Annotated in this window: 20 protein-coding genes; 19 read left to right on the top strand and 1 reads right to left on the bottom strand. The window is 56.9% G+C overall.

The genetic code is table 11. The features are described 5' to 3' along the window. The first annotated feature begins 36 nt into the window (after positions 1-36). From pabC to HB631_RS26235, 14 genes are all read left to right on the top strand, one after another. On the top strand, positions 37-837 hold the full coding sequence (gene pabC, locus HB631_RS26300; protein WP_213994127.1) for an aminodeoxychorismate lyase: 801 nt from the start codon (positions 37-39) through the stop codon (positions 835-837). Between the two features lie 12 nt (positions 838-849). Then, the gene (gene mltG / locus HB631_RS26295; protein WP_213994126.1) at positions 850-1872 is read left to right on the top strand and encodes an endolytic transglycosylase MltG; all 1023 of its coding nucleotides are present in this window, start codon (positions 850-852) and stop codon (positions 1870-1872) included. Continuing rightward, on the top strand, positions 1862-2503 hold the full coding sequence (gene tmk / locus HB631_RS26290; protein WP_213994125.1) for a dTMP kinase: 642 nt from the start codon (positions 1862-1864) through the stop codon (positions 2501-2503). The genes mltG and tmk overlap by 11 nt, the downstream gene beginning before the upstream one ends. After that, positions 2500-3513 carry a DNA polymerase III subunit delta' gene (holB, locus tag HB631_RS26285; protein WP_213994124.1) on the top strand — a complete coding sequence of 338 codons (1014 nt, stop codon included), beginning with the start codon at positions 2500-2502 and terminating at the stop codon, positions 3511-3513. Before tmk ends, holB begins: the two co-directional genes overlap by 4 nt. A gap of 201 nt (positions 3514-3714) precedes the next feature. Beyond that, a complete protein-coding gene (locus HB631_RS26280) occupies positions 3715-4506 on the top strand; it encodes a metal-dependent hydrolase (protein ID WP_213994123.1) in 792 nt (263 codons plus the stop codon). Between the two features lie 329 nt (positions 4507-4835). Next, entirely contained in the window at positions 4836-6272 is a 1437-nt protein-coding gene (ptsG, locus tag HB631_RS26275) for a PTS glucose transporter subunit IIBC (RefSeq protein ID WP_213994122.1), read from the top strand. Between the two features lie 286 nt (positions 6273-6558). Further along, entirely contained in the window at positions 6559-6909 is a 351-nt protein-coding gene (hinT, locus tag HB631_RS26270; protein ID WP_132922480.1) for a purine nucleoside phosphoramidase, read from the top strand. A 12-nt stretch (positions 6910-6921) separates the two neighbouring features. Continuing rightward, positions 6922-7308 (top strand): DUF1425 domain-containing protein, encoded by a 387-nt coding sequence (locus tag HB631_RS26265; RefSeq protein WP_213994121.1) that lies wholly within the window; start codon positions 6922-6924, stop codon positions 7306-7308. 22 nt (positions 7309-7330) lie between these two features. Further along, positions 7331-7909: a penicillin-binding protein activator LpoB gene (gene lpoB, locus HB631_RS26260; protein ID WP_213994120.1), complete on the top strand. Its 579-nt coding sequence runs from the start codon at positions 7331-7333 to the stop codon at positions 7907-7909. After that, on the top strand, positions 7896-8756 hold the full coding sequence (locus tag HB631_RS26255; protein ID WP_213994119.1) for a phosphotransferase: 861 nt from the start codon (positions 7896-7898) through the stop codon (positions 8754-8756). The genes lpoB and HB631_RS26255 overlap by 14 nt, the downstream gene beginning before the upstream one ends. A gap of 80 nt (positions 8757-8836) precedes the next feature. Further along, complete coding sequence (gene nagZ, locus HB631_RS26250; protein WP_213994118.1) at positions 8837-9880, top strand: beta-N-acetylhexosaminidase; 1044 nt, start codon at positions 8837-8839, stop codon at positions 9878-9880. 38 nt (positions 9881-9918) lie between these two features. Continuing rightward, positions 9919-10461, top strand: coding sequence for an alpha/beta hydrolase YcfP (gene ycfP / locus HB631_RS26245; RefSeq protein ID WP_213994117.1), 543 nt, complete (start codon positions 9919-9921; stop codon positions 10459-10461). Positions 10462-10761: 300 nt separating this feature from the next. After that, positions 10762-12066: an NAD(P)/FAD-dependent oxidoreductase gene (locus HB631_RS26240; protein ID WP_213994116.1), complete on the top strand. Its 1305-nt coding sequence runs from the start codon at positions 10762-10764 to the stop codon at positions 12064-12066. A gap of 285 nt (positions 12067-12351) precedes the next feature. Then, on the top strand, positions 12352-12906 hold the full coding sequence (locus HB631_RS26235) for a glycine zipper 2TM domain-containing protein (RefSeq protein ID WP_213994115.1): 555 nt from the start codon (positions 12352-12354) through the stop codon (positions 12904-12906). Positions 12907-13092: 186 nt separating this feature from the next. Here the strand turns inward: HB631_RS26235 and mfd are convergent, their stop codons facing one another. Further along, positions 13093-16542, bottom strand: a complete 3450-nt coding sequence (mfd, locus tag HB631_RS26230) for a transcription-repair coupling factor (protein ID WP_213994114.1) — start codon at positions 16540-16542, stop codon at positions 13093-13095. A 223-nt stretch (positions 16543-16765) separates the two neighbouring features. Between mfd and lolC the strand changes: the two genes are divergently transcribed. The 5 genes from lolC (at position 16766) to pepT (ending at position 22475) form a co-directional block, all read left to right on the top strand. Beyond that, complete coding sequence (gene lolC / locus HB631_RS26225; protein WP_213994113.1) at positions 16766-17968, top strand: lipoprotein-releasing ABC transporter permease subunit LolC; 1203 nt, start codon at positions 16766-16768, stop codon at positions 17966-17968. After that, a complete protein-coding gene (gene lolD, locus HB631_RS26220) occupies positions 17961-18668 on the top strand; it encodes a lipoprotein-releasing ABC transporter ATP-binding protein LolD (RefSeq protein ID WP_213994112.1) in 708 nt (235 codons plus the stop codon). The genes lolC and lolD overlap by 8 nt, the downstream gene beginning before the upstream one ends. After that, positions 18668-19912 carry a lipoprotein-releasing ABC transporter permease subunit LolE gene (gene lolE / locus HB631_RS26215; protein ID WP_213994128.1) on the top strand — a complete coding sequence of 415 codons (1245 nt, stop codon included), beginning with the start codon at positions 18668-18670 and terminating at the stop codon, positions 19910-19912. The genes lolD and lolE overlap by 1 nt, the downstream gene beginning before the upstream one ends. Positions 19913-19935: 23 nt before the next feature. After that, positions 19936-20766, top strand: coding sequence for a Sir2 family NAD+-dependent deacetylase (gene cobB, locus HB631_RS26210; RefSeq protein WP_213994111.1), 831 nt, complete (start codon positions 19936-19938; stop codon positions 20764-20766). A 461-nt stretch (positions 20767-21227) separates the two neighbouring features. Continuing rightward, a complete protein-coding gene (gene pepT / locus HB631_RS26205) occupies positions 21228-22475 on the top strand; it encodes a peptidase T (protein ID WP_213994110.1) in 1248 nt (415 codons plus the stop codon). The last annotated feature ends 53 nt before the right edge of the window (positions 22476-22528 follow it).

Raw genomic sequence — 22528 nt, 5'->3', positions numbered from 1 at the left:
TCCCATCCCATCACGGGCCGCCGGCGCAGGTGATATATGTATTGGATCAACGGAGAACCCCGACAGCAATTGCCTTTAACCGATCGTGCCATTCAGTTCGGCGACGGCTTCTTTACCACCGCCCGAATCCGAACCGGACAGATAGATCTCTTGTCCTACCATCTGGAACGATTAGCGCAGGCCGCCGATCGCCTGATGTTTGCGTCACCGGATTGGACCGCGCTGGAACGGGAAATGCGACAGGTGGCTGAACAACGGCGTGATGGTGTACTCAAAGTCATTATCAGCCGCGGCAGCGGCGGCAGGGGCTACAGCGCCGCCGGTTGCGGGATGCCGCTGCGGATTATCAGCTATACCGAGGCCCCGGCCCATTATCCGTTATGGCGCCGCCAAGGAGTGAATTTGACTCTCAGTCCCGTCCGGTTGGGATGTAATCCTCAACTGGCCGGGATAAAACATCTCAATCGCCTGGAGCAGATACTGATTCGCACCCGGTTGGAACAGGTGGTCAATGCTCAGGAGGCGGTGGTGCTGGATATCCGGGGTTATGTCACCGAATGCTGCGCCGCGAATATTTTTTGGCGACAGGGTAGCGAGGTTTTCACGCCATCGCTCACGCAGTCGGGAGTGGCGGGGGTGATGAGGCGGCATATCATGGCGTTGTTGGCAGGCTCGCCGTTTACCCCGCATCTGGTGGAGGCGCCGCCGGAGGCATTGTCCGCGGCCGACGAAGTAATTGTTTGCAATGCCTTGATGCCCGTTTTGCCGGTGAATCGTTTTGATGAACGCGCCTATCGGGACAGAACATTATTTGAATTTCTCAGACCGAATTGTTAACAGAGTTTTTGCATGAAGAAAAAGATTCTTATATCCGCCGTTATTCTGGCGCTGTTGATTGGCGGGGTAGCGTATTGCCTGACCCAGATCAGGCATTTTGCCGCCTCGCCCTTGACCATCACGCAGGAGAAAATCTTCACCTTGCCGGCCGGCACCGGGCGTGAAGGGCTGAGGGTCGCGCTGCGCCAGCAGCATATTATCAAACATGCTCGCTGGTTGCCCTGGCTGTGGCAGTGGGAACCGGATCTGGCCAAATTCAAGGCCGGTACCTATCGGTTTACTCCCGGCATGAGCGTGCGTCAAATGCTTGAACTATTGGCCAGCGGCAAGGAAGCCCAATTTCCCCTTCGCTTTGTGGAAGGATCCACCTTGAAAGAATGGCTGGTTATCCTGGATAAAGCGCCTTATGTTAAACATACGGCGGCCAATTTGCCGCTGGATGAACTGGCAAAACGCCTGGGTGTGGATCCAACGCAGCCTCTGGAAGGGCATTTTTATCCGGATACCTATCTTTATACCGCCCAAACCACCGATATCGCTCTGTTAAAACGGGCATGGCAGCGTATGGATAAAAACCTCGATACCGTATGGCAGGGCAAAGCGGACGGGCTGCCTTATAAAAAGCCCGCGGATTTGCTGACCATGGCGTCGATCATTGAAAAAGAAACCGGCTTACCCGAAGAACGGGCCAAAGTGGCGTCGGTGTTTATTAACCGCTTGCGGTTGAGTATGCGCTTGCAGACCGATCCCACGGTCATTTACGGCATGGGGGATCGCTATAAGGGCACTATCAGCAGGCAGGATCTCGGCGAAGCCACGCCGTATAATACCTATTTGATTACCGGCCTGCCGCCCGCGCCTATCGCCATGCCGGGCCAGGCGTCGCTCCAGGCCGCCGCCCATCCGGAAAAGACCTCGTATCTCTATTTTGTCGCCGATGGCAAAGGCCGGCATGTGTTCAGCAACAACCTGGCGAGCCATAATAAAGCCGTGCAGCAATATCGTGAAAGCATAAAGGAAATCCATGGACAGTAAATTCATCGTCATCGAGGGGCTGGAGGGCGCAGGCAAAACCAGTGCGATCCAGGTCATCGTCGAGACGCTCCGCCGCCACGGCATTGAAGATGTGGTCTTTACCCGGGAGCCCGGCGGGACGCCGCTGGCGGAGGCATTGCGCCGGTTGATTAAAGACGGCGCCGACAATGAGGCTATCACCGATAAAGCAGAACTGCTGATGCTGTACGCGGCCCGGGTTCAGTTGGTGGAGACGGTGATTAAACCAGCGTTGGCGCGCGGCGCATGGGTGGTGGGCGATCGTCACGATCTCTCATCCCAGGCTTACCAGGGCGGGGGGCGCGGGGTGGATCCACAGCTGTTGGAAACGCTGCGCGACCGGGTGTTGGGGGATTTTCGTCCCGATTTGACCTTGTACCTCGATTTGCCGCCGGTACTGGGTTTGCAGCGGGCGCGGGCGCGAGGTAATCTCGACCGCATCGAACAGGAATCGCTGGCTTTTTTTGAACGGACCCGGCAACGCTACCTGGCCCTGGCGGCGCAGGATCCTTCCATCGTCACACTGGATGCCGGCCGTACGCTGGAACAGGTGGCCGGGGATGTGCGTACCTTGCTGGAAAACTGGTTTACCGGCCTGGAGCGGCATTCATGAACTGGTATCCCTGGCTGAACGCGCCTTATCGGCAAATTATCGCCGGCTATCAGGACGGCCGGGGACATCATGCCTTATTGATTCATGCACTCAAAGGCACCGGTGACGACTCGCTGTGCTACGCCATAAGCCGCTGGCTGATTTGCCGTCAGCCGGAAGGAATGAAAAGCTGCGGTCATTGCCACAGCTGCCAGCTGATGCTGGCGGGCAATCATCCCGATTTTTACCGGCCGGAGCCGGAAAAAGGGCGCAGCAGCCTGGGAGTAGACAGCATACGGCAGGTGATAGATCCGCTTTATAACCATGCGCAACAAGGCGGAGCGAAGGTTGTCTGGCTGCCGGACAGCGAATCGCTGACCGAACAGGCGGCGAACGCCCTGCTGAAAACCCTGGAAGAACCGCCGGACCGAACCTATTTTCTTTTGGCCTGCCGGGAGCCGTCGCACCTGTTGCCGACCTTGCGCAGCCGCTGCCTGTACCGGTATCTGCCGCCGCCGGATGAGGCCACAGGGACAAGCTGGCTGGTGCAGCAGGGTATTCACGATACTGACCAGGCCCGCACGGCGCTGCGGTTATATAACGGCGCGCCCCTGGCGGCCCTTGACCTGCTGCAACCCGCCAGATGGGCGGAGCGGCAGGCTTTGTGCGCCGGCGTTCAGCAGGCTCTGGACCAGCGGGATTTACTCTCTTTGCTGCCCTTGCTGAATAAGGACAAGGACGACGAGCCGTTATACTGGTTGCTCACACTGCTTACCGATGCGCTGAAACGGCAGTCGGGGGCGGCCGCCTATGCCGTTAATCAGGATCAGCAACCGCTGGTGGGTCAGCTCGGGACCCGCTACACGTCCGGCGCCCTGCATCATCAATTGCATCAATGGCTGGAATGTCGCCGGCAGTGGCAGACTATCAGCGGTATTAATCGCGAGCTGCTGCTCACCAATCAATTGCTTAACTGGGAAGAGGCGGCGGCGGACGCCGGCGCCCATCCCTGGACACTAGACCCTATATAATTCGAGTTGCAGGAAGGCGGCGACCCAGCGACAAATCTGTCTGGAACAGATTTGAACAGCGCTTGCGCTGGCCCGCGGGGTGAACCTCAGGGATGAGGTTCATTTATCCCCAGGGGCTTACTCAAGTAAGTGACTGGGGTGAGTGAGGAAAGCCAACGTACCTGCAGCTTGAAGTATGACGGGTATGTAGAGGATTAGACGATGTTTTTAGTAGATTCCCACTGTCATCTCGACGGATTGAATTACGAAACCGTGCACCGGGACGTTGACGACGTTGTGGCGAAAGCCGGAGCGAGGGACGTGCGCCTGATGCTGGCGGTGGCCACGTCGTTGCCGGGGTTTCATAAAATGACCGAACTGATCGGTCGCCGCGACGAGGTAATGCTCGCCTGCGGCATACATCCGCTGAATCTGGACGAGCCCTATGATTTTGCCGAACTCCGCCGCCTTGCCGCCGACCAAGCGGTGGTGGCGCTGGGTGAAACCGGGCTGGATTATTATTATCAGCAGGATAACAAACCGGAGCAGCAGGCATCGCTGCGCGAACATATACGTATCGGCCGCGAACTCAATAAACCGGTCATTATACATACCCGTTCTGCCCGCGAGGATACGCTGGCCATCCTGCGGGAAGAACGGGCCGGAGAATGCGGCGGCGTTCTGCACTGCTTTACCGAGGACACTGAGACCGCACGGATACTGCTGGATTTGGGATTTTTCATTTCGTTTTCCGGCATGATCACCTTTAAAAAAGCCGACGCGTTGCGTGAAGCGGCGCGTTATGTGCCGCTGGACCGCCTGCTGGTGGAAACCGATTCTCCCTATCTCGCGCCGGTTCCCTACCGCGGCAAGGAAAATCAACCGGCCTATGTCCGCGATGTGGCGGATTATATGGCGGCGTTGAAAGGCGTTTCGGTTGAACAGCTGGCTGTCGCCACCACCGCCAATTTCGGACGGTTATTCCACGTTGAACCCCGCCGGCTGGGTAATTGATACCCACTGCGGCGATAAATGTCATTTTCCGGCTCGTAAACGGCTGCTTTTAGCGTTACTCTTCCGCCGCGCAAATGGCCGAGGGCGCTGAACCTTCGTTGCGGCAGCGCAAAAACCGGGGCGGCGACCACAGGGATGAATTCGCTGTAATTCCGAAAACGTGATTACTATCAAACACATTTTCGCGGATTTATTTTACCCTTCGTAATAAATAAAGGAGCCTTGGTTTCACCAGACCAAAGGTTCCATATGATCAAAAGTCCTATGAGGCTTTTGCACCCGCTCGCGCGGGGAAAGATCAGTAGCATTGAATCAGGAGCGTACATCTTATGTTTAATAACGCATTTGCAAACCTGCAAAAAGTAGGTAAATCGCTCATGCTGCCAGTATCGGTATTGCCCATCGCCGGCATTTTGCTGGGTGTCGGGTCGGCCGAGTTCAACTGGATCCCCGCGGTTATTTCCCATGTCATGGCTGAAGCCGGCGGTTCGGTCTTCGCCAATATGCCGCTGATTTTCGCCATCGGCGTAGCCCTGGGTTTCACCAATAACGACGGCGTCTCGGCGTTGGCGGCGGTGGTGGCTTACGGCATCATGGTGGAAACCATGGCGGTGGTGGCTCCTTTGGTACTGCATCTGCCCGCGGACGAAATCGCCGCCAAACACCTGGCGGACACGGGGGTGTTGGGGGGCATTATTTCCGGCGCCATCGCCGCCTATATGTTTAATCGTTTTTACCGCATCAGGTTGCCAGAATACCTGGGGTTTTTCGCCGGGAAACGGTTTGTCCCCATTATTTCCGGGTTATTCGCCATTTTGCTGGGTGTGGTGTTGTCCTTTATCTGGCCGCCAATCGGTGCGGCGATCCAGACATTTTCTCAATGGGCGGCGTATCAGAACCCGGTGGTGGCTTTCGGCATTTACGGGGTGGTGGAACGCGCGCTGGTGCCCTTCGGCCTGCACCATATCTGGAATGTGCCTTTCCAGATGCAGGTGGGTGAATATACCAATGCCGCCGGCCAGGTATTTCACGGCGACATTCCCCGCTATATGGCGGGGGATCCCACCGCGGGTAAATTGTCCGGCGGTTTTCTGTTTAAAATGTACGGCCTGCCCGCCGCCGCCATCGCCATCTGGCACTCCGCCAAACCGGAAAACCGCGCCAAGGTGGGGGGTATCATGCTCTCGGGGGCATTAACCGCGTTCCTCACCGGTATCACCGAACCCATTGAGTTCACATTTATATTTGTCGCCCCGATCCTGTATGTCATTCATGCGATACTGGCCGGCCTGGCATTCCCTATTTGCATCCTGCTGGGCATGCGCGACGGCACCAGCTTTTCACACGGCCTGATTGATTTCATCGTACTCAGCGGCAACAGCAGCCGTATTTGGCTATTCCCGATAGTGGGCATCATTTACGGGATAATCTATTACACCCTGTTCCGGGTGCTGATTGTGAAATTGGACCTGAAAACCCCGGGCCGCGAGGTTACCGGCACGCAGCAACTGACCCAGGTCGGTACCGAAATGGCCGGGGCGCTGGTGAAGGCCTTTGGCGGCAAGGAAAATATCACCAACCTGGATGCCTGCATTACCCGTTTGCGCATCAGCGTGGCGGATATCACCAAAGTCGATCAGGCCGGGCTGAAACGCCTGGGCGCCGCCGGTGTCGTGGTGGCGGGCTCAGGGGTTCAGGCTATCTTCGGTACCCGTTCGGATAATCTGAAAACCGACATGGATGAATATATACGTCAATTTGCCTGATCCGGCATATACCCGTTATACCCTAAATAATTCGAGTTGCAGGAACGCGGCGACGCAGCGAAGCCCCGGGAGGGGCCGAGTATTGCCAACGCACCTGCAACTTGAAGTATGAAGGGTATATACATCAAGTTTGGAATAGGCCTGGTCATACCGGGCCGCATCCGGGGCCGCCGATTGTTAAGTTTCCCTTCAGGTTACGCGTAATAAATTGAGTACAAGGTTGAAAGAAGGGGGGTAAGTCGCTCATACTCCTTGCACCCCCCTTTTTGCTACAAGGAACGATGCCATGGCAGAAGAAACCATTTTCAGCAAGATTATCCGCCGGGAAATCCCTTCGGAAATCGTGTATCAGGATGAGCTGGTCACCGCCTTTCGCGATATCTCCCCCAAAGCCCCAAGCCATATCGTTATTGTACCGAACGTACTGATTCCCACGGTCAACGATGTCACCGCCGAACATGAAGCGGCGCTGGGGCGCATGTTTACCGCCGCGGCGAAAATCGCCGAACAGGAAGGGATCGCCGAGGACGGCTTCCGGTTGATTATCAACTGCAATCGCCACGGCGGCCAGGAGGTTTATCACCTCCACATGCATCTGCTGGGCGGTAAAGCCCTCGGACCGCTGGTGTCATACTGATCGGGGAAATCTATGCGTTTTGCGCGTTTTGCTCCGTCATTTCTGGTGTGCTTACTGCTGGTGGCAGGTTGCGGCAGCGACAGTCATAAAACGCTGATGATCAACAATCAGCAAACCCTGGTGATGGACCCGTCGGTTCTCACGGCGGGCATTACCGCCCAGCCACCCTCCATCGACGATCAGCGGGGGCAAAAGCAGGCCGCGGCCGTGATTCGTAACGGCCAGTCACACCCCGTCACCCTGCATTACCGTTTTTATTGGTATGACCGGCAGGGGCTGGATATCCTGCCTTATCCCAGCGTGCAAACCATGGTCGTCCCGCCGGGCGCCACGGTGACGGTGACGGCCATCAGCGGTAATCTTGAGGCGCGGCAGGTCCGTCTCTACCTTTATATCTGATTTTTCGCCTGAGTGAGCAAAGATGAAAAAGTTTCCCCTCGTCCTGCTGGCCGCCCTGGTCCTGACCGGATGTCTGACACGTCCGCCCGAACAGCAGCAGCCGGCCCCCATAGAACCGGTACAGCCCGCGCCGAGCCAGCCCCCTGTCTCCGCGCCGCTGCCGCCGGTACCGGTGCCGCCGACCATCAGGACACTTGACTGGCAGGGCAGCGTCGCCCCGCTGGTACAGCAGATGCTCGCGGTCAAGGATGTTAATCCGGGCAGCGTCTTGGTGATCAATACGGTCAAAAACAATACCAACGGCACCATCCAGACCGGCAAGGCAACCGACGCCATCTACAATGCCCTGGCTTCCAACGGCAAATTCACCGTGATTGCCCCGCCGCAAATTACCGCGGCCAAGCAGACGCTCGGCCTGTCGACGGACGATAGCCTTGAGTCGCGGAGCAAGGCGGTGGGATTGGCGCGTTACGTTAATGCGCAATATGTCCTTTACACCGATGCCGGCGGTGACGCCAAGGCGCCGGACCTGGAGATGCAGTTGATGCTGGTGCAGAGCGGGGAGATTATCTGGTCGGGAAAAGGAAGTGTGCAACCCTAATCCCGAGCTTACCCTAGGGTTAAGCCGGTTATTGCCTTCGGCAGCCTTAGCCGGCTGCCTGCTGGATAAGGTGAGCGGGCTGACCGGTGAAAACTGGCGTATCCGCGCCGCGGAGCTGGACTGGCTGGCGCGGCAGGCTACGCCGCATAAACGGATGCTTGGGGCCGATAATAAACGCGAATATCGCATTCTGCGGCAACTGTTCGCCAGTGGATTGTCGCCGCGACCGGTGGCGCTGATTCCCCTCGGGTTAGTGGTCGACTGGACGGCGGGTGAAAGCCTGTCGGCGGAACAGTGGCATGACTGCCTCCTCAACGGTGCGCTGGCCCGTCGGCTGGGGCAATTGCACCGGCTGCCGCGCTACGGTTATCCGCTGACGCTACATCGCCGCTATGAAACCTATTGGCAGTTCACCGATCCGGGCCGCCGCAGTCCGGCCTGGTTGCGGCTGCATCAGCGATTTATGGCGCGGAAAACCCCGCGGCCTTTAAAGGTGGTGCCGCTTCATATGGATGTGCATGCCGGCAATCTCATCCGTGACCGGCAGGGGGAGATTCGTCTTATCGATTGGGAATATGCCGCCGACGGCGACTTTGCCCTGGAACTGGCGGCGATATTTCGCGGCAACGACCTGAGCGATAGCCAGCGGGCGGTTTTTTTGGACGCCTACCTCGCTGGTACCGGCGGATTTCCCCTGGCCGCCGTTGTGGGGCAGATTTCCGCCTGGTTGCCTTGGGTAGATTATCTGATGCTGATGTGGTACGAGGTCCGCTGGTATCAAACCCGGCAGCGGCAATTTTTACAGTTTGCCGGGTCGTCGCGGCAACGTTTGGGCTTGCCGGCCTGACAACCGCCGCCGCGACGGGCGAGACGACGTCCCGATTACAGATCATTAATACATATAGTTATCAGAATGTTGAGGTTGATGTGGGTCCTCTGATGTTAGATGTCGCCGGCTACGAGCTGGACAATGAAGAACGCGAGATACTGCGGCACCCGCTGGTGGGCGGGGTGATTTTATTTACCCGGAATTATCACGATCCCGACCAGGTGGCGGCATTGATTAAACAAATCCGCAAGGCCTCCCGTGAGCGGCTGGTGGTGGCGGTGGATCAAGAAGGCGGGCGGGTACAGCGCTTTCGCGAAGGATTCACCCAAATACCGGCGGCCCAGTCTTACGCCGCGCTGCGAGAGATGCCTGAAGCCTTGCGTTTAGCCCGGGAAGCCGGCTGGTTAATGGCCGCCGAGATGATTTCCATGGATATCGATATCAGCTTTGCCCCGGTACTGGATATCGGTCACGGCAGCGCGGCAATCGGCGAGCGGGCCTTTCATGACCAGCCGGAAGCGGCGATTGAATTGGCCGCCGGCTTTATCGACGGCATGCATGAGGCCGGCATGAAGGCCACCGGTAAACATTTTCCCGGACATGGGGCGGTGGCGGCGGATTCCCACAAAGAAACGCCGGTGGATTCCCGTCCTCTTGCGGATATCCGTCGGCGGGATTTGGGCGTCTTTACAACCCTGATTCAACGGGGCGCGCTGGATGCCATCATGCCCGCCCATGTCATCTATACTGAAGCCGATTCCCTTCCCGCCAGCGGCTCCCCCTTCTGGTTAAAACAGGTATTGCGGCAAGAGCTGGCATTCAACGGCATAATATTTTCCGATGATTTATCCATGGAAGGCGCGGCGGTGCTGGGGAGCTATACCGAGCGGGCGCAGGCCTCCCTGAATGCCGGCTGCGATATGATCCTGGTTTGCAACAATCGCGCCGGCGCGGTATCGGTGTTGGATAATCTGTCGGCGATCAATGTCGAGGCACTTGCCGCGTTATACCATCGGGGAAGCTGTCAGCGTAAAACCTTAATGAGTTCCGCCAGATGGCGGCAAACCCATCGGCAGCTAACCCTGCTATCGCAGCAATGGGCGGATGAGAAACAGCGACGGGTCGAACATCCTGAACGCTGAGGCATCGTCAACCGACCTTATCCAAGACGAGGGTAGTGATGATCATCTATTTGCACGGTTTTGATTCTAACAGTCCCGGTAATCATGAAAAGGTGTTGCAACTGCAGTTTATCGATCCCGATGTTCGGTTAATCAGTTACAGCACTCTACATCCGCGCCACGATATGCAGCATCTCCTTAAAGAGGTGGACAAGATGCAGCAGTTGACCGACGACGAGCGACCGCTGATTTGCGGCGTGGGGCTGGGGGGGTTTTGGGCGGAGCGGATTGGTTTCCTGTGCGATATGCGCCAGGTTATCGTTAATCCCAATCTGTTTCCAGAAGAAAATATGCCCGGCAAAATAGACCGGCCGGAAGAGTATGTGGATATCGCTACCAAATGTGTGGACAACTTTCGTGATAAAAATCGCGATCGCTGCCTGGTATTGCTGTCTCGTCATGATGAAGCTCTCGACAACCAGCGTAGCGCCGATCTGCTTAACCCCTATTACGAGATTATCTGGGACGACAAGCAAAGTCACAAATTCAAAAACATCTCTCCTCATTTGCTGCGAATCCAGGCTTTCAAGGCGCTGGGTTAAGTCACGCCGAAACGCCATCCTGCCGGAGCCATCACGTCAATACGGCTCCGGCGACATAGCATGAAACTCGTGGCCGCCGAAGGTGTTTATCCGCTTCTGGCCAAACATGATCTCCGATAATTTGCGCGGCACATTCCCTATGGCGCGGACCGGCTAAATTGATTTATATCAATTTTGGTATGACCAAATGACCGGGCATGGTAATCTTGCTTCAGGAAGAAATAATTTCAACGTAACCATGTGTTATATAAGGATATTAATTACCCTTAGTTAACGATTGGTTTACAATTGGAGGTCATTTTGACATCACCCCTGAAGAAAATTGTTATCATTGGCGGCGGCGCCGGCGGTCTGGAACTGGCGACCCGCCTCGGTGATACCCTGGGCCGCAAGCGGCGGGCGGAAATTACCCTGGTGGATCGCAATCACAGCCATCTGTGGAAACCCCTTTTGCACGAGGTGGCCACCGGTTCGCTGGATGATGGCGTGGACGCCATCAGTTATCTGGCCCATGCCCATAATCATCATTTTCACTTTCAGATGGGCAGCCTGAGTAATATCAACCGTGATGAAAAAAAGCTCCAGCTGGACGCCATTAGCGACGGCGCCGGTGAGCCGCTGGTACCGGTACGCCACCTATCCTATGACATCCTGGTCATGGCGTTAGGCAGCGTATCCAACGATTTCGGCACCGCGGGCGTGAAAGAACATTGCATATTCCTGGATAACCCGCTGGAGGCCCAGCGTTTTCATCACCGGATGCTGAATCTGTTTTTGCGGCACTCGACCCGGTCGGACGACAATGAGCGGGTCAATATCGCCATTGTCGGCGGCGGCGCCACCGGCGTGGAACTGTCGGCGGAGCTGCATAACGCCGTACAGGAGTTACACAGCTATGGTTTTGAAGGTGTCGATAACCAGGCGCTTAATGTCACCCTGATCGAAGCCGGAGAGCGGATATTACCGGCCCTGCCGGTGCGTATCTCTTCATCAGCCCATCAGGAGCTGACGAAAATCGGCGTACGGGTGCTGACCAACACACAGGTGACCCGCGCTGCGGCGGACGGACTGACCACCAAAGAGGGCGAATTTATTCCGGCGGAGCTGATGGTCTGGGCGGCGGGCATCAAGGCACCGGATTTTATGAAAGATATCGCCGGGCTGGAAACCAACCGCGCCAACCAGCTGGTGGTGGAGCCGACACTGCAATCGACCCGGGATCCGATGATTTTCGCCCTCGGCGATTGCGCTTCCTGCCCCCAGAATTCCGGCCGGTTTGTGCCGCCGCGCGCCCAGGCGGCCCATCAAATGGCCACGCGGGCCTACGGCAATATCCTGGCGTTATTGAATGAAAAACCCTTAAAGGCTTACGTCTACAAAGATTACGGCTCGCTGGTATCCCTGTCCAGGTTCAGCACTGTCGGCAGCCTGATGGGCAATTTAATGCGCGGCTCCATGATGATTGAAGGGCGTATTGCCCGGGCGGTATATATTTCCCTGTACCGCATGCATCAGATTGCCTTGCACGGCCTGTTTAAAACCGGCCTGATAATGCTGGTGGGGCGTATCAATCGGGTTATCCGTCCGCATTTGAAGCTGCATTGATATCCATGCCTGTGAGAATAAAATGTTAATGAATTGGACTTAAATGTTAAGAATCCTCTCAAAGTTCGACTTAAGACATTGAAATATTCCATTTTCAGCCATTTGTCTGATTGCGGCTATTGACTTGATTGGGCAGACTTCGTTCTAACCGAGGTGATAATCGCGCATGTCGCCTTGGTTGAGCAGGGGCTGCCATCAACACATTATCCTCTGGAGCAGGCGCCCCGCTGTGTGAAACTGCTGTATTGCAGTGTTGCGCGGAAGACGACTTCAGGAGAATTTTCAATGAATAAATCGATGTTAGCCGGTGTCGGCATAGGCGTAATAGCGGCTTCCGGCATTGCGGCGGTGGCCGGGCTGGATGTATTCTCCTCCGGCCCGAAATATGCTCAGGTGGTTACGGCGACGCCGATCAATGAAACCCTCAAGACTCCTCGCCAGCAGTGCCGCACCGTTGCCGTTACCCACCGGCGTCCGGTACAGGACGAAAATAAAATTGCCGGGTCGTTAATCGGCGCGGTGGCGGGCGGGGTGCTCGGACACCAGTTCGGCGGCGGTCACGGCCGAAGCGTGACGACGGTCGCCGGCGCGCTGGCGGGCGGCTATGCCGGGAATCAGGTGCAGGGCAGCATGCAGAATAACGACACTTACACCACCAACCAGGAGCGTTGCCAGACGGTGTATGACAAATCGCAGAAACTGCTTGGTTATGATGTGACTTACAAGATTGGCGATGAACAGGGCAAAATCCGAATGGACCACGATCCCGGCGCCAAGATCCCCCTTGACCGTCAAGGGCGCCTCGATCTGAGCGGCGGCAACAGCGATAACAAGGCTTAAGCCGACGGAACGCCACATGGCACGCCAGGCCGGCCATCACTGAAGCTTGAACCGAGCCTGTTAAAGGGAGAGCGCGCCGATGTGGTCGAAGCGGGCGTGCTTTTTCCGCCCGCGGAGCGCCACATGGCACGCTAAGGTCCGCCATCACTGAAGCTTGAACCCAGCGTGTTAAAGGGAAACCGCTATTCAGGCCGGCAGCCGATGCTGATCCAATCCTTCCAGCAGTTGGTGGACATACTCCAGCCGGGCCGGTCGTCCGGGCAGCTCCTTGATAAACTTCAACCGGGTCGGGCCGTCCAGCCGGAAGGTCTTGGGATCCCGTTGCAACAAGCCGATCAAATACCCCGGATCGACGCAATTTTTCCCGCTGAACTCAATGAATCCGCCCTTGTCATTCCCCTCGATACGCTTGATGCCCAATTTACGGGCGCTCTGGCGCAGCACGGCAATATCCAGCAAATGACGGGCCGGATCGGGCAGCAGTCCGAACCTGTCGATAAGTTCGACCTTCAGCTCCTCGATTTCCTGTTTGTCCGTCGCGCTGGCGATGCGCTTGTAAAAGGACAGCCGGGTATTCACATCGGGAATATACTCCTCCGGCAACAGGGCCGGCATACGCAACTCCACGTCGGTCAATTCACTGGTGAGATCTTCCAAGGACGGCTCCCGCCCGGCTTTCAGCGCTTCCACCGCACTCTCCAGCAATTCCATATACAGCGAAAAGCCGATGGTTTCCAATTGGCCGCTCTGATCTTCACCCAGCAATTCCCCGGCGCCGCGAATCTCCAAATCATGGGTCGCCAGGGCGAACCCGGCACCCAAATCTTCCAGGGAAGCGATTGCTTCCAGCCGTTTCAGCGCGTCCTGGCTCATGGCTTTGGGGGGCGGCGTCAGCAGATAGGCATAGGCCTGGTGATGAGACCGCCCGACCCGGCCGCGCAGCTGGTGAAGCTGCGCCAGTCCGAAGTTATCCGCCCGCTCGATGATGATGGTGTTGGCATTGGCAATATCGATACCGGTTTCAATGATGGTGGTACACACCAGAACATTGAAGCGCTGATGATGGAAATCGTTCATCACCCGCTCCAGATCCCGCTCCCGCATCTGCCCGTGTCCAATGGCTATCCGTGCTTCCGGCACCAGCTCCTGCAGGCGCCGGGTAGCCTTCTCGATATTTTCCACATCATTGTAGAGATAGTACACCTGGCCGCCGCGCAGCACCTCGCGCAGGATGGCCTCACGCACCACCTGGCTGTCATATTCCCGGACAAATGTTTTCACCGCCAGACGACGGGCCGGCGGGGTGGCGATAATGGATAAATCCCGCATGCCGCTCATGGCCATGTTCAGCGTGCGGGGTATGGGGGTGGCGGTTAAGGTCAGAATATCCACGTCGGCGCGCATCGCTTTAATGCGCTCCTTGTGCCTGACCCCGAAGCGATGCTCCTCATCCACGATCAGCAACCCCAAATCCCGCCATTTAATATCACTTTGCAGCAGTTTATGAGTGCCGATCAAAATATCCACCTTGCCGTCGGCGGTCAGTTCCAATACCTGTGCCTGATCCTTGGCGCTGCGAAAGCGGGAGATCATCTCGATACGCACCGGCCAGTTGGCGAAGCGATCGCGGAAATTATCGAAATGCTGTTGCGCCAGCAGGGTGGTGGGCACCAGAACCGCCACCTGTTTATGATTCTCGACGGCCAGGAAGGCGGCGCGCATGGCCACTTCGGTTTTACCGAAGCCAACATCGCCGCACACCAGGCGATCCATGGCCAGCGGGCGGCACATGTCGCTGAGCACCGCGTTAATCGCCTGTGCCTGGTCTGGGGTGGGCTCAAAGGGAAAATCCTCGCAGAACAGCTGGTAATTTTCGCGATTATGACGAAAGGCAAAACCGGTTTTCGCCGCCCGCTGGGCGTAAATATCCAGCAGCTCGGCCGCCACGTCCCGCACCCGCTCCGCCGCTTTTTGCCGAGCGCGCGACCAGGCATCGCCCCCCAATTTGTGCAACGGCGCGTTTTCTTCCGAGCCGCCGGCGTAGCGGCTGATCAAATGCAGCGACGAAACCGGCACATAGAGCTTGTCGTGGCCGGCGTAGGTGAGAATCAGATATTCCGCCTTGATGCCGCCGGCTTCAAGCGTGGTCATGCCGGCGTAGCGGCCGACGCCATGTTCAAGGTGCACCACCGGCTGGCCGGGGTGCAGCTCCGCCAGATTGCGTATCAGGGTATCGGCATTGATGGTGCGGCGATTGTCCTGACGCCGGCGGCTGACCCGTTCCCCCAGCAAATCCCCTTCGCAAATCAGGGCGCGGCGGTGATAATCATCGATAAAACCGCGCTCGCTGGCGCCGATAATCAGGTAATTCCCCGGCGCCTCGGCATTATCCAGCCGCTGGATTAACCGGGGATTGAGCTTGATACGGGCCAGCAGTTCCTGCAGGGTTTCCCTGCGTCCTTCGCTTTCCACCGAGAAAATCACCCGGCCGTCGAACTGTTCGCAGAACTGGCGCAGTTTATCCAGCGGGGCTTTGTTTTGCGCCTCCACCGCCAGGTCCGGCAGGGGGTGGTAATCCAGATTTATATTGGCGGATTTATCCGGCAATTCTTCACTGATAAGCTGTACCCGCGGCCAGTTTTTCAGCTCGCTGAACAATCCGTCCACCCGCAGCCATAATAATTCCGGCGCCACCAGCGGGCGCATGGGATCCACGCCCCGGTTTTCATAGCGCAACTGCACATCCTGCCAGAAACGATTCGCGCCGGTTTCCAGATCTCCGGTGTTGATAAGAAGGGTATTGGCCGGTAAATAACTGAACAGCGGCGGCAGCGGCTCGCTGAAAAACAGCGGTTGCCAGTATTCGATGCCGGTGGGCAGCATGCCTTTGCTCACCTGCTGATAAATATGTTCCGCATCCCGCCGTACCTCGAACTGTTCACGCCACTGGCTGCGAAACAGCTCAATGGCGGTTTTGTCGGTGGGAAACTCATGGGCCGGCAGCAGATTGATACTCTCCACCTCATGCAGGGTCCGCTGGCTGTCCACGTCGAAAATGCGCAGGCTGTCGATCTCGTCATCAAAAAAATCAATGCGGTAGGGCTCTTCACTGCCCATGGGGTAGAGATCGAGCAGGGCGCCCCGGGTGGCGAACTCCCCATGCTCCATCACCTGATCCACTCCCCGGTAGCCGGCCTGTTCCAACTGGGCGCGCAGCCTGTCCCGTGACAGCCGCTGGCCCTTTTTCATTACCAGCGCATGGCCGTGCAGGAATGAATGCGGGCATACCCGTTGCATCAGCGTATTGATTGGCAGGATAATAATCCCGCGCTCCATCGACGGCAGTTGGTATAATGTCGATAACCGGTCGGAAATAATTTCCTGATGCGGGGAAAAATTGTCGTAAGGCAGCGTTTCCCAATCGGGCAGGGTAATCACCGCCTGGGAGGTAAACTGGCTGATTTCGTCATGCAGGCGCAGGGCGTTTTGCATATCCGGCGCTATCAGCATAACCGGGCCGGGGTAGCGATCGACGATGGCGGCGCATTCCACCGCGCAGGCCGCACCGGTGAGTTGACCCAATAAACGCTGTTCACCGGGGCGTAGTGGTAAGGTATAACGATATTGTTCGGACATAAACAGTGGCTAAATCTCTTCTTTTGCGTTTTGGGGTGCGTTACGGGGCCTTTTCAGCACGGCCTGCGGCGAATCGGTTATGCATTAAGCATGATGGCTTATGTTGAGTTGCCTAACAAGAATAAAAGCCGGTTATGTCGGCGGTTAATGGTTCCATAAAACGGCACGACCCTTTATTATCCTTGATCACTTTGCTTTGGCAACCGCATCCAAACGGAATTCAATGTATCAACCTGTCGCATTATATATCGGCCTGCGTTACATGCGTGGGCGGGCATCAGACCGATTCGGGCGCTTTGTCTCCTGGCTATCCACCATCGGCATCACCCTCGGCGTTATGGCGCTGGTCACCGTATTATCGGTGATGAACGGCTTTGAGCGCGAGCTTGAAGGCAACATTCTCGGCGTCATGCCCCATGCGCTTATCACCACGCCGGAAGGCTCGCTGGATCCTAAACGTATTCCGCCTTCAGCGCTAGAAAGACTTGAGGGTATCAGCCATATCGCTCCCCTGACCACCGGCGACGTGGTGCTGCAAAGCGCCCGCAGCGTGGCGGTGGGGGTGATGCTGGGGGTCAATCCCACCGACCGGGAACCCCTGGCCCGCTATTTGGTGAACGTGCGGATGGATGCGCTGGCCCCCGGCGGTTATCGGGTGATTCTCGGCGAACAGCTGGCCGGCCAGCTCGGGGTTAAACGCGGCGACCAGTTGCGGCTGATGGTGCCCGGCGCCAGCCAGTTTACCCCCATGGGCCGTATCCCCAGCCAGCGGTTATTTACCGTCGCCGGCACCTTCAACGCCAATAGCGAAGTGGACGGTTATCAGCTCTTGACCAATCAGCAGGATGCCTCGCGCCTGATGCGATATCCGGCCGGCAATATCACCGGTTGGCGCCTGTGGCTGAAAAAACCGCTGGATGTGGACGCCGTCAGTCGCCAGGCGATGCCGCCGGGCACGGTCTGGAAGGACTGGCGCGAACGCAAAGGAGAACTTTTTCAGGCGGTGCGCATGGAAAAAAACATGATGGGTTTGCTGCTTAGCCTGATTGTGGCGGTGGCGGCGTTTAATATTATCACCTCCCTGGGTTTGCTGGTGATGGAGAAGCAGGGCGAAGTGGCGATTTTACAAACTCTCGGCCTGACCCGCCGCCAGGTGATGCTGGTGTTTATGGTCCAGGGCGCCGGCGCCGGTATTATCGGGGCGCTGCTGGGCACCGGCCTTGGGGTATTGCTGGCCGGCCAGCTCAATAATTTGATGCCGATAATCGGTGCCTTCCTCGACGGTGCCCAGCTACCGGTGGCTATCGATTCCCTGCAGGTGACCATTATCGCCGTACTGGCGATGGCGGTGGCGTTATTGTCCACGCTTTATCCCTCCTGGCGCGCGGCCGCCGTTCATCCCGCTGAGGCTTTACGTTATGAATAATGCTCCTTTGTTGCAGTGTAACAATTTGAGTAAGCGTTATCAGGAAGGCAAGCTGTTTACCGATGTGCTGCGCGACGTGACCTTTGCGCTGCTGCCGGGGGAAATGATGGCCATTGTCGGCAGCTCCGGTTCCGGCAAAAGCACCCTGCTGCATATGCTGGGAGGCTTGGATGAACCCACCTCCGGCGAGGTGATTTTCGAAGGGCGGCAGTTGAACAGCCTGTCGTCCCAAGCGCGGGCGGAGATCCGTAACCGCCGGCTGGGATTTATCTATCAATTTCATCACCTGCTGCCGGATTTCACCGCCATGGAGAATGTCGCCATGCCGTTGTTGATTGGCGGCACATCCCCACAGGAGGCGAAAGCCACGGCGCGTGAAATGCTGGCATCGGTGGGGCTGGAGAAACGGGGCCGGCACCGGCCGTCGGAACTGTCCGGCGGCGAGCGGCAGCGGGTGGCCATAGCGCGCGCGCTGGTTAACCATCCGGCGCTGGTGCTGGCGGACGAGCCTACCGGCAATCTGGATCAACGCACGGCCGACAGTATTTTTGAATTGCTGGGTGAATTGAATATGCGCCAGGGGACGGCGTTCCTGGTGGTCACCCATGACCTGCATCTGGCCCGGCGTTTGAATCGCCAGCTTGAAATGCGCGACGGCCAGCTATGGCAGGACGGCGATCTGCTGGGAGTGCGGGAATGATCGGCATTCCGCTTTCATTGAAGATAGCACTGCGTTTCAGCCGGGGACGGCGGCGCGGAGGAATGGTCTCGCTGATTTCCATCATCTCCACCCTGGGTATCGCGCTGGGGGTGGCGGTGCTGATTATCGGTCTGAGCGCCATGAACGGCTTCGAACGGGAGCTGAATAACCGGATCCTGGCGGTGGTGCCCCACGGTGAAATCGAGCCGGTGAATCCGCCGTTCACCGATTGGCCGGCGATTTTGACCCGCATCGAAAAGGTGCCGGGTATCGCCGCCGCCGCGCCCTACGTGAACTTTACCGGCCTGATTGAGCGCGAGGACAAACTGAAAGCCGTTCAGGTCAGGGGGGTCGATCCCGCTCAGGAGGCCCGGTTAAGCGCGCTGCCGCAGTATGTACAGGGCGATGCCTGGCGGAATTTCAGCGCCGGCAAGCAAGAAATCATTATTGGCCAGGGCGTGGCGCAGGCCTTGAAAGTCAAGGCGGGGGACTGGCTGACCATCATGATCCCCAACAGCGATCCGCAAATGAAGCTGCTTGAACCCAAACGCATCCGCCTGCAGGTCAGCGGCATTCTTGCGCTGAGCGGGCAGTTGGATCACAGCTTCGCCATGGTGCCGCTGGCCGATGCCCAGCAATACCTGGATTTAGGACAGGATGTTACCGGCATTGCCATCAAAGCCAACAATCCGTTTATCGCCAATAAATTGGTGCGGGATGCCGGGGAAGTGACGCGCTCTTATGTCTATATCCGTAGCTGGATGGGCACTTACGGCTATATGTACCGGGATATCCAGATGATCCGCGCCATCATGTACCTGGCCATGGTGCTGGTCATCGGCGTCGCCTGCTTTAATATTGTTTCCACGCTGGTAATGGCGGTAAAAGATAAAAGCGAGGATATTGCCATATTGCGGACCCTGGGGGCCAAAGACAGGCTGACCCGTGCTATTTTTATCTGGTACGGCCTGCTGGCGGGGCTGACGGGCAGCGTGAGCGGCGTGGTGGTAGGGGTCTTGGTGGCGCTGAATTTGACGGGACTGGTCAAGGGCATTGAATCGTTATTGGGCCATAATTTACTTTCCGGCGATATCTATTATATCGATTTTTTGCCCACCGAGCTGCATTGGCTGGATGTAGCCAGCGTGCTGGGTACGGCATTGCTGCTCAGCCTGCTTGCAAGCTGGTATCCGGCCCGTCGCGCCAGCCGCATCGATCCGGCGCGGGTACTTAGCGGTCAGTAGTCATGTATTGAGGAATTACCAGCATGCGCATACATCGCCGGTTAATCCGGTTTCGTAAGAGTAAACGCCTCAGACAGCAGCGGCTGCGTTCGCGTATTTTTCATCGGGATTCCATGGCGGTGACCAAAATGAAAAAACCTTTTGTGGTGGTACTGACCGGGGCGGGAATCTCCGCTGAGTCGGGCATACGGACGTTCCGTGCCGCCGACGGTTTATGGGAGGAACACCGGGTCGAGGACGTCGCCACCCCGGAAGGATTTCAGCGCAATCCCCAGTTGGTGCAGGCGTTTTATAATGCCCGCCGTCATCAGCTGCAACAGCCTGAAATCGCCCCCAATGCCGCCCATAGGGCGCTGGCGGAGCTTGAGCAGATCCTGGGGGATAATTTTCTGCTGGTAACGCAAAATATCGATAATTTGCATGAGCGGGCCGGCAGCCGACGCGTTATCCATATGCACGGCGAACTGCTCAAGGTGCGTTGCGTGCAAAGCGGTCAGATCGTGGAATGGACCGGGGATATCACCGAACAGGATCGCTGCCATTGCTGTCAGTTTCCCGCGGTATTGCGTCCCCACGTGGTCTGGTTCGGCGAGATGCCGCTGGGTATGGAAGAAATCTACGCCGCGCTGGGCCGGGCGGATTATTTCTTGTCCATCGGGACTTCCGGCCATGTTTATCCGGCGGCGGGCTTTGTCCATGAGGCCCGGCTGAACGGCGCCCGTACCATAGAGCTGAATCTGGAACCGAGCCAGGTGGAAAGCCAGTTTGAAGAGCATATGTACGGTCCGGCCAGCCAGTGCGTGCCGGACTTTGTCAGTGACTTTGTCGGCGGCTTCGTCGAACAACGGGGCTAAAGTAGGCACGCTCGGGGGCGGATGGCCAACGGCGCCCCTGAGTATATCGGCAAACGTCCAGAACCCGCGTTGGCGGCTGGCGTTTTTTATACATTCAGCATAAACATCTGACATGACTTATAGACCCCGGTCCGGTTTACGCCGCGAAAAAAACCGGCCCGCTTTGCCTGATAAACCCGCTTAAGCGGCCGTTTCACTTGTCGCTTATCTTGTGTCGCCCCATTCATTTCCCTTACTTCCTCATCACGCAAGCAGCGGTAATATCAGCGAAATACTATTGCATAGTCAGTATTTTGCTAACGGAAAACACCCATTTAAGTTAAATAGGGTATTAAATGCGGATACGCTATGCTAAAGCTATGCGCTTTTTTGCGACCAAAACAGTGAAAAATGACCTGACACAATATTTGAAGAATCATCGATACCCATAATGGGTGTCGGAGATGCGACAGGCGGATAAAATGGATAAATTACTCGATCGTTTTTTAAATTATATTTCCTTTGATACCCAATCCAAGCCGGGAGTTAAGCAAGTACCCAGTACCGACGGACAGTGGAAGCTGGCCCGTGCCCTGGAAGAGGAACTGAACGCACTGGGTTTCTCCCATGTGTCCCTAAGCGAACATGGCTGCGTGATGGCGACGCTTCCGTCCAATGTCGCCTGGACGGTGCCCACCGTCGGTTTCATTTCCCATATGGATACTTCGCCGGATTTTACCGCCAAGCATGTCAATCCGCAGATTGTCGAAAACTACCGTGGCGGGGATATTGCCTTAGGGAATGGCGACGAAATTCTTTCGCCGGTGATGTTTCCGGTATTGCATCATTTATTGGGTCATAGCCTGGTGACCACCGACGGGAAAACGCTGCTGGGCGCCGATGACAAAGCCGGTATTGCTGAAATCATCACCGCCATGGTGCGCCTTAAAAACAAACAGATCCCTCACGGGGATATTCGTATTGCCTTTACGCCCGACGAGGAAGTGGGCAAGGGCGCGCAGTTTTTCGATGTTGAGCGGTTTGGCGCCGAATGGGCTTATACCATGGACGGCGGCGGTATCGGCGAACTGGAATACGAAAATTTTAATGCCGCTTCGGTAGTGGTGAAAATTGTCGGCAATAACGTGCATCCCGGCACCGCCAAAGGCGTTATGGTAAACGCTTTATCACTGGCCACCCGCTTCCATCAAAAAATGCCGGTGGATGAAACCCCGGAAACCACCGGGGGTTATGAAGGGTTTTATCATCTCCATAACCTGAAGGGCACGGTGGATCGGGCGGAGATGCATTATATCCTGCGCGATTTTGACCGGCAGCGTTTTGCCGCCCGTAAGCAGTTTATGATTGATGCCGCCGAGGAAGTAGGGAAGGGACTGCATCCGGATTGCTACATTGAGCTGACCATAGAGGACAGCTATTACAACATGCATGAACAGGTGGCGAAATATCCGCATATTATCGAGCTGGCCCAGCAGGCGATACGCGACAGCGGGCTTGAGCCGATAATGAAGCCGATTCGCGGCGGTACCGACGGAGCGCAGCTCTCTTTTCGTGGATTACCCTGCCCGAATGTGTTCACCGGCGGTTATAACTATCACGGCAAACACGAGTTCGCTTCCCAGGACGGCATGGAAAAGGCAGTGCAGGTGATCATGCGTATCGCTGAATTAAGCGCGTTACGCGCCAAAAGCGCCGGGCACAAGAATTAAGGTCGAGTTGCGGCAAGCCTCAGCCAACACAGCTGCGGCTCGAAAGATGAAGG

The sequence above is a fragment of the Sodalis sp. dw_96 genome (assembly GCF_018449575.1).
Lineage (GTDB): Bacteria > Pseudomonadota > Gammaproteobacteria > Enterobacterales > Enterobacteriaceae > Acerihabitans.
The sequence above is the reverse complement of the archived record's forward strand: the minus strand, read 5'-3'. Positions and strand labels throughout refer to the sequence as shown.

What these genes read in the sequence shown, in the direction of transcription:
- pabC (WP_213994127.1), top strand. Translation starts at nt 37, where the DNA reads ATGTATTGGATCAACGGAGAACCCCGACAGCAATTGCCTTTAACCGAT.
- mltG (WP_213994126.1), top strand. Translation starts at nt 850, where the DNA reads ATGAAGAAAAAGATTCTTATATCCGCCGTTATTCTGGCGCTGTTGATT.
- tmk (WP_213994125.1), top strand. Translation starts at nt 1,862, where the DNA reads ATGGACAGTAAATTCATCGTCATCGAGGGGCTGGAGGGCGCAGGCAAA.
- holB (WP_213994124.1), top strand. Translation starts at nt 2,500, where the DNA reads ATGAACTGGTATCCCTGGCTGAACGCGCCTTATCGGCAAATTATCGCC.
- HB631_RS26280 (WP_213994123.1), top strand. Translation starts at nt 3,715, where the DNA reads ATGTTTTTAGTAGATTCCCACTGTCATCTCGACGGATTGAATTACGAA.
- ptsG (WP_213994122.1), top strand. Translation starts at nt 4,836, where the DNA reads ATGTTTAATAACGCATTTGCAAACCTGCAAAAAGTAGGTAAATCGCTC.
- hinT (WP_132922480.1), top strand. Translation starts at nt 6,559, where the DNA reads ATGGCAGAAGAAACCATTTTCAGCAAGATTATCCGCCGGGAAATCCCT.
- HB631_RS26265 (WP_213994121.1), top strand. Translation starts at nt 6,922, where the DNA reads ATGCGTTTTGCGCGTTTTGCTCCGTCATTTCTGGTGTGCTTACTGCTG.
- lpoB (WP_213994120.1), top strand. Translation starts at nt 7,331, where the DNA reads ATGAAAAAGTTTCCCCTCGTCCTGCTGGCCGCCCTGGTCCTGACCGGA.
- ycfP (WP_213994117.1), top strand. Translation starts at nt 9,919, where the DNA reads ATGATCATCTATTTGCACGGTTTTGATTCTAACAGTCCCGGTAATCAT.
- HB631_RS26235 (WP_213994115.1), top strand. Translation starts at nt 12,352, where the DNA reads ATGAATAAATCGATGTTAGCCGGTGTCGGCATAGGCGTAATAGCGGCT.
- mfd (WP_213994114.1), bottom strand. Translation starts at nt 16,542, where the DNA reads ATGTCCGAACAATATCGTTATACCTTACCACTACGCCCCGGTGAACAG.
- lolC (WP_213994113.1), top strand. Translation starts at nt 16,766, where the DNA reads ATGTATCAACCTGTCGCATTATATATCGGCCTGCGTTACATGCGTGGG.
- lolD (WP_213994112.1), top strand. Translation starts at nt 17,961, where the DNA reads ATGAATAATGCTCCTTTGTTGCAGTGTAACAATTTGAGTAAGCGTTAT.
- cobB (WP_213994111.1), top strand. Translation starts at nt 19,936, where the DNA reads ATGCGCATACATCGCCGGTTAATCCGGTTTCGTAAGAGTAAACGCCTC.
- pepT (WP_213994110.1), top strand. Translation starts at nt 21,228, where the DNA reads ATGGATAAATTACTCGATCGTTTTTTAAATTATATTTCCTTTGATACC.